This is a genomic window from Burkholderia sp. KL41 (assembly GCF_057005415.2).
Window position 1 is genome coordinate 382258 of the sequence record NZ_CM189268.1, and the last position, 12532, is coordinate 394789.

The 12532-nt window shown below is 65.7% G+C and carries 9 protein-coding genes; 7 read left to right on the forward strand and 2 right to left on the reverse strand.

Going from position 1 to position 12532, the window contains the following annotated elements; translation table 11 throughout:
- The first annotated feature begins 1335 nt into the window (after nt 1-1335).
- Together PQB87_RS35770 and PQB87_RS35775 are read left to right on the forward strand one after the other, a co-directional pair.
- Nucleotides 1336-6138, forward strand: a complete 4803-nt coding sequence (locus PQB87_RS35770; RefSeq protein ID WP_489245008.1) for a YadA-like family protein — start codon at nt 1336-1338, stop codon at nt 6136-6138.
- A gap of 127 nt (nt 6139-6265) precedes the next feature.
- Nucleotides 6266-6928, forward strand: a complete 663-nt coding sequence (locus tag PQB87_RS35775) for an OmpA family protein (RefSeq protein WP_489245010.1) — start codon at nt 6266-6268, stop codon at nt 6926-6928.
- A gap of 19 nt (nt 6929-6947) precedes the next feature.
- Here the strand turns inward: PQB87_RS35775 and PQB87_RS35780 are convergent, their stop codons facing one another.
- Entirely contained in the window at nt 6948-7310 is a 363-nt protein-coding gene (locus tag PQB87_RS35780; protein WP_301861426.1) for a hypothetical protein, read from the reverse strand.
- On the opposite strand from PQB87_RS35780, the gene PQB87_RS35785 reads away from it, so the two are divergent.
- The 3 genes from PQB87_RS35785 (at nt 7282) to cuyB (ending at nt 11092) form a co-directional block, all read left to right on the forward strand.
- Nucleotides 7282-8196 (forward strand): LysR substrate-binding domain-containing protein, encoded by a 915-nt coding sequence (locus PQB87_RS35785; RefSeq protein WP_059485557.1) that lies wholly within the window; start codon nt 7282-7284, stop codon nt 8194-8196. The genes PQB87_RS35780 and PQB87_RS35785 overlap by 29 nt on opposite strands.
- A gap of 164 nt (nt 8197-8360) precedes the next feature.
- Nucleotides 8361-9635 carry a dicarboxylate/amino acid:cation symporter gene (locus PQB87_RS35790; protein ID WP_489245013.1) on the forward strand — a complete coding sequence of 425 codons (1275 nt, stop codon included), beginning with the start codon at nt 8361-8363 and terminating at the stop codon, nt 9633-9635.
- Nucleotides 9632-11092, forward strand: a complete 1461-nt coding sequence (gene cuyB, locus PQB87_RS35795) for a cysteate racemase (RefSeq protein ID WP_489245015.1) — start codon at nt 9632-9634, stop codon at nt 11090-11092. The genes PQB87_RS35790 and cuyB overlap by 4 nt, the downstream gene beginning before the upstream one ends.
- A gap of 192 nt (nt 11093-11284) precedes the next feature.
- On the opposite strand, the gene PQB87_RS35800 is transcribed toward cuyB, so the two are convergent.
- The gene (locus tag PQB87_RS35800; protein ID WP_021156550.1) at nt 11285-11473 is read right to left on the reverse strand and encodes a hypothetical protein; all 189 of its coding nucleotides are present in this window, start codon (nt 11471-11473) and stop codon (nt 11285-11287) included.
- Nucleotides 11474-11638: 165 nt separating this feature from the next.
- Here PQB87_RS35800 and PQB87_RS35805 point away from each other — a divergent pair, with 165 nt between their 5' ends.
- Both PQB87_RS35805 and PQB87_RS35810 read left to right on the forward strand, forming a co-directional pair.
- Nucleotides 11639-11854 carry a DUF3820 family protein gene (locus PQB87_RS35805; RefSeq protein ID WP_027792801.1) on the forward strand — a complete coding sequence of 72 codons (216 nt, stop codon included), beginning with the start codon at nt 11639-11641 and terminating at the stop codon, nt 11852-11854.
- A 119-nt stretch (nt 11855-11973) separates the two neighbouring features.
- Nucleotides 11974-12483 carry a hypothetical protein gene (locus tag PQB87_RS35810; RefSeq protein WP_027792800.1) on the forward strand — a complete coding sequence of 170 codons (510 nt, stop codon included), beginning with the start codon at nt 11974-11976 and terminating at the stop codon, nt 12481-12483.
- Nucleotides 12484-12532: the final 49 nt, after the last annotated feature.

Below are 12532 nucleotides of genomic sequence, written 5' to 3' on the forward strand. Positions count from 1 at the left end.
ATTCCGTGCGGCCCGTGTGGGCATATTCGGCGGGGCGCTGCACGGTTTCGGCACCGGCGCTCCGCCGAATGGAATCGGAGTGGAAAAACATGCCGAAGTGCATTTTAATGTCGGTCTTTATTTCCGGGTTTTATCGATTGCCGAATCGAATTGGCCCGCAGAATGAATTCGAGCGAGTTGTGTCGAGAGACGATGCTTTCCAGTGTGAAGTTGATGCACTGACTCGACGCTCGCCCGATTAATGTCTTTTTGCGGGGTGGTCAAGATTTATCTGGATGAAAGCCGGATTTCGGGCGTGAATGTATGAATGTAAATACCGTCCGCTCGGGAAAAGCTTTTTTCCGCTCGAGAAAAGATGCGTTTGAATGGATGACCGCACACTAGCCCCGGCGCGGCTGGAATCGGTTCTTCGAGGGGAACGGTTTTGCATGGATTCCTGCCGCTGCCATATTCGGATGACGCGATATCCAATGTGACATCGAATGATGGCAATTCTCAGGATGTGGGAATGCGATGATGGACAAGAAAATTGGCACGAGGGTAATACAAATTTCATAATTTTCCGAACGAGTACGTATAAAAGACAAGCGGAAAGATTGTGAGGTTGGTCAGGGTGTGACGCATCGACCGGAAAAAATCGTCAAGAAAATTCGACCGATTAAATCGATGCGGGGGCGTTCGGCAAGTCAGGCGCTATTTCCGGAAATCCGGAAAGGCGTTTGACTGCCGGCGGAGAGAGTGAGCGGCTGCGTGCGCAGCCCGGCGGCCTGATCCGTCCGGGTGCGATCGCGCAGCGCGTTCTCGAATCAGGCGGGCACGAAAAACATGAATGCGACAGGCATGGCAGGTCAACGCACCGGTTCGAGCGAACCGGGTGCGCATGCTTCATACCCGGGGACCACTCGGCGTCATCCTCCTCCTGAATGAATCGTGACGGGCCGTCCCGGGGTTCGGGTCGGCATCCGTCCATCCGGCGTCTGAACGACGCCTTCCCATGAAATTCGAGGTCGCCGCCGGCTCGGCGCGACGGCACACGCACGCGGATTCGCGATGCGCGGGGTCGCGCGTTGCCGTCTTTCGCGCGACTTCGGCTTCGATGAACCGATAACCGGCGAGTGCCGCCGCGCCGCGTGCCGATGCACGCGTGCGGCGTGCAGTCGTGCGATCGCCCGCGCGATCGCGATTACCGAGCAGTGTTGTTCGATCGTTTAGTTAGCTATCCAAAGTGAAGCGCGAAGCGTCGCGGCACGGACGAGGAGGCAGACCGGTGCGTCATCGCCTGCCGTCGCGTTTGCTGCCGCGTCATCCAGCACATGAGAACCGAGGGAACACAAGATGAACAAGTCGTTCAAGTCGATCTGGAACGAAGCACTGGGGGCCTGGGTCGCGGCTTCCGAGCTTGACCGTGCGCGCGGCAAGCGTGTCGCGTCGGCGAGCGGCCCGCGCGAGCAGGCGGCGAACGAGGGTGCCGCGCGACGCGCGGGCCCGCTTTCGGCGCCGTCGCCGCGACGGCTGGCCGTGCTGATGGCGTCCACGTATCTTGCGTTGTTCCATGCGGGGGCGCACGCGCAATACGCGCCGGACGGCGGTTCCGCGACCGGCGGCGTGACGTCGATCTCGATCGGCGTCGGGTCGAGTGCCGCGCAGCAGAACTCGACCGCGCTGGGCAACCTGTCGACGGCAGCAGGCGTTTCCGCCACGGCGCTGGGTCCGGGCGCGCATGCGATGGCCGATGCGTCGACGGCCGTCGGCATCAACGCGCAGGCCACCGGCGTCAACAGTTCGGCGCTCGGCGTGCAGGCGATCGGTTCGGGCGCATATTCGGTTGCCGTCGGTAATTCGGCGCAGGCGACGCAGACGGGCACGGTGGCGATCGGCAGTGGCGCGACCGCGAACGGCACGTCCGCCGTCGGCCTCGGGAACAATGCAACGGCATCGGGTCAGTATGCGGTTGCGCTCGGACTCGGTGCGGTTTCGTCGGGCATCGGCGGCGTTGCGCTCGGTTATTCGTCGCAGGCGACCAATCAGGGCGCGATTGCGCTCGGCAACCAGTCGACGAGTTCCGGCGCAGCCGGCGTGGCGGTGGGCAGCGGTGCGTTGACGTCGGGCAATTCCTCGATCTCGATGGGCGTCAACAGCGGCGCGAAGGGCGCAACATCGATCGCGATCGGCTGGGGCGGCACGGCTGGCGTACCGGGCTCGGGCACGCAGTCGCTTGGCGTCAGTTCGATCGCGCTGGGTTCGAAGACGACGGCCGGTGCCGATCAGGCAATGGCGTACGGCCTGAGCGCAAATGCGTCGGGCGTCAGTTCGATCGCGATGGGTGTGCAGTCGACCACGACGCAGCAGTTTGCGGTCGCGCTCGGCAATCTCGCGCTCGGCAGCGGCATCTCGGCGACCGCACTGGGGCCCGGTGCGACGGCGTCGGCCACGAATGCGACGGCCATCGGCATCAACAGTGTCGCGGCCGCGGCGTCCACCGTGGCGATCGGCGACAGCAACTCGGTCGCGGCCGCGGCAGGCGCGGGGTCGATCGCAGGCGGCAACAGCTCGAAGGTGTTGAGCGGCGTCGGGGCGGTCGCGCTCGGCCTGGGGCAGACGGTCAGCGGCAACGGTGCGGTGGCGATCGGCGACCCGAGCACCGCGATCGGCACCGGCGCGGTCACGATGGGTTCGAACAACACCGCGAACGGCGACGGCGCGGTTGCGATCGGCAATTCGAACATCGCGCAGGGCACGGGCTCGCTCGCGCTCGGCAATACGTCGACGGCAGCGGCACCCGGTGCGGTGGCGTTCGGCGCGTCGGCCGTGGCGAACAATGCAAACGACGTCGCGCTCGGTTCCGGGTCGACGACGGCCGCGCCGAATCCGACGGCGAGCGCGGTGATTGGCGGCGTCACCTACAACTTCAACGGCACCAACCCGACCAGCGTCGTCAGCGTCGGTGCGGCGGGCACCGAGCGCCAGATCACCAACCTCGCGGCCGGGCGCATCAATTCGGCGAGCACGGATGCGATCAACGGGTCGCAGCTCGATGCGACGAACCAGGCGGTGAATTCGCTGTCGACGTCGACCGCGTCGAGCGTCAGTTCGTTGTCGACGGGGGTGTCGTCGTTGTCGACCGGGATCGGCTCGCTGTCGACGGGGTTGAGTTCGACCAATAGTTCGGTGACTTCGTTGTCGACGTCCACGTCGACCGGCTTGTCGTCGGCCAACAGCGCGATTTCGTCGCTGTCCACGTCGACATCGACCGGCATTACTTCGTTGTCCACGGGCTTGAGTTCGACCAACAGCTCGGTGACTTCGTTGTCGACGTCCACGTCGACCGGCTTGTCGTCGGCCAATAGCGCGATCACGTCGTTGTCCACGTCGACGTCGACCGGCATTACTTCGTTGTCCACGGGCTTGAGTTCGGCCAACAGCTCGGTGACTTCGTTGTCGACGTCCACGTCGACCGGCTTGTCGTCGGCCAATAGCGCGATTTCGTCGCTGTCCACGTCGACGTCGACCGGCATTACCTCGTTGTCCACGGGCTTGAGTTCGACCAACAGCACCGTGACGTCATTGTCGACGTCCACGTCGACCGGCCTGTCGTCGGCCAATAGCGCGATCACGTCGTTGTCCACGTCGACATCGACCGGCATTTCCTCGTTGTCCACGGGCTTGAGTTCGACCAACAGCACCGTGACGTCATTGTCGACGTCCACGTCGACCGGGCTGTCGTCGGCCAACAGCGCGATTTCTTCACTGTCCACGTCGACTTCGACCGGCCTGAGTTCGACCAACAGCTCGGTGGCTTCGCTGTCGACTTCGACGTCGACGGGTATCAGCTCGCTGTCCACCGGCCTGAGTTCGACGAACAGCACGGTCACGTCGCTGTCGACCTCGACGTCGACCGGCATCAGCTCGTTGTCCACTGGCCTGAGCTCGACGAACAGCACGGTCACGTCGCTGTCGACTTCGACGTCGACGGGTATCAGCTCGTTGTCCACCGGCCTGAGTTCGACGAACAGCACGGTCACGTCGCTGTCGACTTCGACGTCGACGGGTATCAGCTCGCTGTCCACCGGCCTGAGTTCGACGAACAGCACGGTCACGTCGCTGTCGACCTCGACGTCGACCGGCATCAGCTCGCTGTCCACCGGCCTGAGCACGACCAACAGCACCGTGACATCGCTGTCCACCGCGACGTCGACGAGCATCGGCTCGTTGTCCACCGGCCTCAGCTCGACGACCAGCTCGATTTCGTCGCTGTCGACGTCGACCTCGACGACCGTCGGCTCGTTGTCCACCGGCCTGTCGAGCACGAACAGCAACCTGACGTCGCTGTCCACCGCGACGTCGACGGGCATCGGTTCGCTGTCGACCGGCCTCAGCTCGATCGCGTCGAACAACAGCAATCTCGGCAACAGCACGGCCGGCGCGATCGGCGGCGGGGCCACCTACGATCCGACGACCGGCACGATCTCCGCGCCTTCTTACGTGACGTACAACAGCGACGGTTCGACGACGGTCAACAACAACGTCGGCTCGGCGATCGACAACATCAACGCGCACGGCATCAAGTATTTCCACGCGAACTCCACGGCGCCGGACAGCCAGGCGCTCGGGCTCGACAGCGTCGCGATCGGCCCGAACGCGGTCGCGAAGGTGGACGGCAGCATCGCGCTCGGCGCTGGGTCGGTGTCCGATCGCGCGACGGTGCCGGCCTCGGGGACCATCCGCAACGGTAGCGCGTCGATTCCGTTCAACACGACCGACCAGACGCTGCTGGGCGCGGTATCGGTCGGCGACGCGACGAGCAAGACGTATCGCCAGATCACCAACGTCGCGGACGGAACCGGCCAGCAGGACGCGGTGACCGTGCGGCAGCTGGCCGGCGCGCTGCAGTCGTTCGCGGTCACGACGACGAAGTACTTCCACGCGAACTCGACGGCCGTCGATTCGCTCGCGGTCGGCGCGGAGTCGGTCGCGGTCGGCCCGACGACGGTGGTCAACGGCGACAACGGCGTGGGGATCGGCAACGGTGCGATCGTCGATGCCACCGCGCCGGGCGGCGTCGCGATCGGCCAGGCGGCAAGCGCCGCGCAGGCCGATGCGATGGCGCTCGGCAGCGGCGCGACGGCCACCGGCGCGCAATCGGTCGCGCAGGGCGCCAACGCGGTCGCGGCGAGCGTCGGCAGCGTCGCGCTCGGGTCGGGCGCGCACGCCACGGCAACCGATGCGCTCGCGTTCGGGGCCGGCGCATCGGCGACGCTCGCGAACAGCATCGCGCTCGGTTCGGGTTCGCTGACCACCGTCGGCGCGCAGGCGAACTACATCGCGTACGGCCTGAGCAGTCCGCAGTCGTCGGCCGGCGAAGTCAACATCGGCAACCGGCAGATCACCGGCCTCGCGGCCGGCAAGAGCGGCACCGACGCGGTCAACGTGTCGCAGCTCGACTCGGTCGCCAACCAGTTGACGACGCTGATCACCCAGCGCACGTCCAACCTCGGCGGGTCGTACACGACGAACCCGGCCGGCACGAACGTGCCGCCGGGCTCGACGGGGCCGAATTCGTCGGCGGGCGGCTCGGGCGCGGTCGCATCGGGCTCGAACAGCACGGCGGTCGGCAACGGCTCGCTGGCGTCCGGCAACGGATCGACCGCGATCGGCGTCGGCTCGACCGCAACGGGCAACGGGTCGACCGCGATCGGCACGGGCAGCAACGACGGCGGGCGCTCGAACGTCGTCGCGGTCGGCTCGGCGGAGTCGGCGCGCCAGGTCGTCAACGTCGCGGCCGGCACGCAGGGCACCGACGCGGTCAACGTGAACCAGCTGAACGCGGTATCGAACCAGTTCACGCAATCGCTGAACACGGTCAACAACCAGCTCACGCAGATGCAGCAGCAGATCCAGCAGACCGATTCGATGGCGCGCGACGGGATTGCCGCGACGGCCGCGATGGCGTCGATCCCGCACATGGACCGCGACTCGAACTTCGCGATGGGGGTCGGTACGGCGAGCTTCCTCGGCCAGAAGGCGATGGCCGTCGGCATGCAGGCGCGCCTCACGGAGAACCTGAAGGCGACGCTGAACGGCGGTTTCGCCGGCAGTCAGCGCGTGGTCGGCGCCGGTATGTTGTATCAGTGGAAGTGATCCGTGCGCAGCGAACCGTTCCGGCGTGCAGCGCCGGAACGGTTCGCGCTGAACGAGAACGCATCCGCATGCGGCCGCACTGCCGCGCCGCATGCGCGATATCGAACCGATTTTCGGGAGTGAATCAGTGAAGAAAACCTCTCTTGCCCTGCTCGTGTCCGTGGTCTCCCTGGCCGCCTGCTCGAGCGCGTCCGGGCCGACGTTCAATGCCTACGAACTGCAGCCGAGGAACGGCGTGCGGACGTTTCGCGTCGATTGTCACGGCATCCTGTCGAACGCAAAGACCTGCATGAAGGTCGCGACGCGCATGTGCGACACGCAGCCGGTTCGGCTGGTCGATTCGGCGGCGCCGTTCCACGACGGCGCGGATCCGCGATCGATCGAGTTCCAGTGCGGTGCGGCACCCGCGCCGCTTCCGGCGCCGGTGGCGGCGGCACCGGCCGCCGTGGAAAAGGTCAGCCTGACCGGCGACACGTATTTCGCGACCGACTCCGCAACGCTGACGCCCGCCGCGCGCGCTTCGCTCGACGCATTGCTGAGCCGTCAGGCGGACCGGCATTTCTCGTTGGTGAAGGTGACCGGCTATACCGACTCGGTCGGCTCGGATGCGCACAATCTGGCGCTGTCGATGCGCCGCGCGGAGGCGGTCGGGTCGTATTTGCGCGAGCACGGCGTGAACGCGGATTCCGTGACGGCCACCGGAAAGGGGGAGGCCGATCCGGTGGGCTCCAACGAGACCGCCGAAGGGCGGGCGAGCAATCGACGCGTGGAGATCCTGCTGCAGAAGTAGCGGGTGGGGGCTGCGAGCACTACCGGCGAAGGCGGCCGGCTCGCGGCCGCATCCCTCGCGGCCGTATCGTCGCCATGATGTTCAACGTTGGTCGCGCGCGGCAGCCGCTGCCGGCTCCGCTGCCGTCGCGCTCCGCGTCGATCGTGGCGAACCGGGACAGCCGGCGCGGGACCGAACGCGGAGCGTACGACCGCCGGGTTTCCCGATCCTGTACCCTGTCCATGTCTTTCGCGCGTTCCGCGGCGGTCGTCGGCATGACGACCGCCGTGCGTTCCATCACGATGTGCCCGGTCAATCGGCGCCGTGCCCCGGTCGGCAGCAAGTCGATCCGGTTGCTGACCTCCAAGGCAAACATGGAAATCAAGTGGATCGAGGATTTCATCGCCCTCGCTCAATATCAAAGCTTTTCCCGGGCGGCGGAGTTCCGCAACGTCACGCAGTCGGGCTTCAGCCGTCGCATCCAGTCGCTCGAGCAATGGATCGGCGCCGAACTGATCGACCGCAGCAGTTTTCCGCCGGTGCTGACGCCGGCAGGGCGGCTGTTTCGCGAGACGGCGGAAGACGTCCTCAGCCGCCTGTTCGACACACGCGCGATCATCCGCACCGAGCAGCGCATCGCGGGCAAGAGCCTGCAGATCGCGGCGGGCCATACGATCGCGCTGAATTTCCTGCCGTCCTGGCTCAAGGCGCTTGCGCCGCATTTCGGCGAGGTGCGGGCACGCGTCGTTCCGACGAATGTCCACGATTCGATCCTGATGCTCGTCAACGGCAACTGCGAGCTGATGTTCGCCTATCACCATCCGGAGCTGCCGCTCCATCTGGACCCGGTCAGGTACGAACACGTGACGGTCGGCCTCGACACGTTGATGCCGGCCTGCCGGCCCAACCGCCGGTCGGCGCCCGCATTTCGCCTTCCCGGAACGAAGCAGCACCCGCTGCCGCTGATCTCCTATACGGACACCAGCTACTTCGGGCGCTGCCTCGCGTTGCTGCTCGATCGCGCCGCGGATGCGCCGGCGTTGCAGCTGCACTATGAATCCGACATGGCCGAAGTGCTGAAAAAGCTCGTGATGGAAGGCGAAGGCGTGGCGTGGCTGCCGCGGAGTGCGATCGCCGCCGAGCTGGCGGCCGGCGAACTCGTACCGGCCGGGCCGGCGGCATGGAACCTCGAAATCGAGCTGCGCGTCTATCGCGACGCGTCCAATCGCAGCGAGTTCCTGGAGACGCTCTGGCAGCATCTGCGCGCCGAACCGTCGCGGCGCGGCTAGGGTTTTCCCGCCTTATGCGAGTCTCGCATACCGCCATGATGTACCGGCATCATGGTCTGTTCGGCCGTCCCTACCATTCGTTCCAACGGCAAATGTGACGCGCGGCTCGCGTCGCGCGGCCCGTCGCCTGCCGGCGGTCGGGCCTCACCCAAGGACGGATGGACATGAAAAATCGGCTTACCTTAAGCATTGCAATCGGCATGGTCCTCGGCGTCGCCGCCGGCTATGCGTGTCACACGAGCATCGCGGACGCGGGCACGCTCAAGACGGTCGCAGGGTACTTCTCGATCGTGACGGACATCTTTCTTCGGCTGATCAAGATGATCATTGCGCCGCTGGTGTTCGTGACGCTCGTTTCCGGCCTGGCCGGCATGGACAGCGGCGAAGACGTCGGGCGCATCGGCCTGCGCTCGGTTGCGTGGTTCGTCTGCGCATCGCTGGTTTCGCTGGGTCTCGGCCTCGTCATGGCCAACGCGTTGCAGCCCGGCGCCGGCCTGCACCTGACGGAAGCCGCGGGCGAGGCCAACCTCGGCCTGAATACCGCGGCACTGAACGCCAGGGACGTGATCACGCATGCGTTTCCGACCAGCCTGCTCGACGCGATGGCGCGCAACGACATCCTGCAGATTCTCGTTTTCTCCGTCTTTCTCGGCATCGCGCTGAGCGCGCTGAAGCACGATCCGCGTGTCGGCATCGTCATCCGGTCGATCGACGGCATGGTGCCGGTGATGTTGCGCCTGACGAACTACGTGATGCGCGCGGCGCCGCTCGGTGTCTTCGGTGCGATCGCGTCGTCCGTCGCGCTGCGCGGGCTCGACGTGATCTACACGTACGGCAAGCTGATCGGCGCGTTTTATCTCGGGCTGCTCGTCCTCTGGACGATCCTGATCGGCGCCGGATACCTGTTCCTCGGGCGGCGCGTCGGCGCGTTGCTGAGGGCCGTGCGCGAACCCGCGTTGATCGCGTTTTCGACCGCCAGCAGCGAAGCGGCGTATCCGCGCCTGACCGAGCAGCTCGAGAAGTTCGGTGTCGGCAAGAAGGTCGTCGGTTTCACGCTGCCGCTCGGTTATGCATTCAACCTGGACGGCTCGATGATGTATCAGGCGTTTGCGGCCCTCTTCATCGCACAGGCGTTCGGCGTGCACATGCCGCTTTCGCAGCAGGTGTTCATGCTGCTGATCCTGATGTTGAGCAGCAAGGGCATGGCGAGCGTGCCGCGCGGATCGGTGGTCGTCGTCGCGGCCGTCGCGCCGATGTTCCATTTGCCGGCCGCCGGCGTGGCCATGATCCTGGCGATCGACCAGGTGCTCGACATGGGCCGCACGATGACGAACGTGATCGGCAACAGCGTGGCGACGGCCGTGATCGCGAAGTGGGAGGGCGCGCGCGCCGCGCAGCCGGACAGCGCCGCGTTCGATCCGCGGGAGCTGAACGCATGACGCACCGGGACATCGCAGGCACGGGACGGACGTTCGGCGTGGTCGGCGGCCTCGGGCCGCTGGGAAGCGCCGACGTGTTCTTCAAGCTGGTGAGGGCGACGCCCGCGTCGTCCGACGAGGATCACGTCGACCTGATCTTCGAGCAGCACCCGTTCAGGGGTTCGGGTTCGGGCAGCGCGGCGACGACGGCGCGCAAGCTGTACGTGTTCGACATGATCCGCGCGTTCGAGAAACGCGGCGTGACGACCGTGGTGCTGCCGTGCTTCCTGAGCCACACCTTCATCGACGAACTGAAGGCCAATACGCGCCTGCCGATCGTGGACATCGTCGAAGCCGTTCGCAGCCACGTGCAGCGCACGTATCCCGGCGCCATACGCGTCGGCGTGCTGGCTTCGGACCATGTGCGGGCCGACGGGCTGTTCGAACGGTATTTCCCGGCGCCGCAGTTCGAGATCGTCCATCCGCGGCCGCGCGGCGATGTCGATCCCGTCACCGAGGCGATCTACGGGGCGGACGGCATCAAGCGCGGCAATCTTCGCGGCCGGCCGGTCGAGCTGCTGCGCGACGCATGCGAGGATCTGGCGGACCAGGGCGCGGAGGTCATCGTTCCGGGGCTGACGGAGATCGCGCTTGTGGCGGACGAAATCGGGCCGCTGCGGATCCCGCTGATCGATTCGAATCTCGCGTATGCGCAGTACGCGGTTTCGACCCGATGCGGGGCCCGTGCACCGGTATTCAAGATCGGGGTCGTCGGTGGCGTCGGGCCGGCCGCGACGGTGGACTTCCTGGACAAGATCGTTCGAAACACGCCGGCTTCGCGCGACCAGGAGCACATCAAGCTGCTGGTCGAACAGAATCCGCAGATCCCGGACCGGACGGCGAACCTCGTCGGTGTCGGTACCGACCCCACGATCTCTCTATATGCGACGTGCAGGCGGCTCGAGGACGGGGAGGCGGATCTCATCGCGATTCCGTGCAATACCGCGCATGCGTTTGTCGAGCGGGTTCAACCGCACCTCGGCATTCCGATCGTGAACATGCTGACCGTGACGGCCGCCCATCTGCGCGATGCGTATCCGTGGCTGCGCGAGGTCGGCGTGCTGGCAACGTCGGGCACGATCGAAAGCGGCGTATACGAGAAGGCGCTCGAATCGTATGGATTCCGACAGGTCGCGCCGGCGCCGGCACTGCAGGCACGCGTGATGGAAGCGATCTACGGCGAGCGGGGTGTCAAGGCCGGCTTTACGACCGGCCAGTGCAAAGCGGACATCGGCGCCGCCGTCGACGCGCTGATTGCCGACGGTATCGACGTGATCGTTCTCGGCTGTACCGAGCTTCCGATCCTGCTGCCGGGCCGCGAATATGTCGCGCCGAACGGTGGGCGTGCGACGCTGGTCGATCCGACCGACGTGCTCGCGCGTCAATGCGTGGCGTATGCGACGGCTGCCGGTGGTTGAGCTTGAGATTGAGATTAAGCGGCCGCGCCGCCTTCGACGCGGCGGCCGGCGGGTGTCGGATGTGCCGCGCGGTTCGGGCGACGCAGGCGTGGATCAGCCGATGCTGGTCTTGTTCAATTCCGCGACGACCGCGCGCGTGACGAAGCAGTTTCCGGAGGCCGACAAACCGGGCGCCCGGTAGCGGGCGCCACGTCAGTGTCTGAGCACGCAAACAGCGACGATTTCGTATCCGGGGTCGGCATGCAGGTGCGCCGCCATTTCCGCTTCCTCATACGAACGAAACGACGTGGCATCTTCAACCGCCGGTGCCATGCCGATATCGCCATCCTCGGCGGTGCACAGGAACTGCTCGCCGGTCTTCACGACATAGACGGACAACATGATTCCCTCCATCGTTTGCAGGGGGAAATTTCAGTCTAGCAGGCCAGAAAAGGGGCGCGGGCGGTTTGCAGCGCCCGTTTCCGCAAGGCGGTCGCCGGAGGGTTTGCCGCGTCGGATGTCAGCACTGGCGTGCGACGGGAGCGGAAAGCCGTGCACAATACCGGCATGCAGACCCCAGATCTCGAACACCTCGTCACCGTCACCATGCCCTTTGGAAAGTACAAGGGCCGACTCATTGCCGACCTGCCCGGGCCTTACCTCAACTGGCTGGCCCGCGAAGGGTTCCCGCGCGGCGAAATCGGCCGGCAGCTTGCGCTGATGCATGAAATCGACCACAACGGCCTGCGGGACTTGCTGGAGCCGTTGCGCAAACGCGGATAGCGTCGCTCGGGGCCGAACGGCTTTGCATAGGGCACCGGCGCTGGCCCGCGCGCACCTACTGTGTTGCCGTTGCTGACATAGAATGGAAAGAGTAGTTGACGGCACAAAGGGGTGCCAACATGAGACGCCTTTATTTCCTCGTACCCGATACGCAGATGGCCAAGGCCATCGTCGACGATCTATTGCGCGCACGTATCATCTGGCGCCATATCCACGTCCTCGCCGATCACAGCGTCACACTCGATCAGTTGCCCGAAGCATCGTTGCTGCAAAGCAGCGATGTCGTGCATGCGCTCGAGCGCGGCGTCGCGCTTGGCGGCGCGGCGGGTGCACTGATCGGCCTCGTCGCGCTGGTATTTCCCCCGGCGGAACTCGTGATCGCAGGCGGCGCCGTTGTCGGGTTGACGCTGGCGGGAGCGGGTTTCGGGGCGTGGACCGCCGCGATGATCGGCATCGCCGAGCCGAACGCGCGACTCCAGCGATTTCGCGAGGCCATACAGGAAGGCCAGATCCTGATCATGGCCGATGTGCCGGCATTGCGAGAGCAGGAAATCGAGGAGATGGTCGCCAGGCACTTTCCGACGGCTGACCTGGAAGGCGCCGAGCCCACGACACCGATCTTCCCCTGACGCGCGACAGCAAGCCGGCCTGCCCGATACCCGGGTTCATCGACGCATT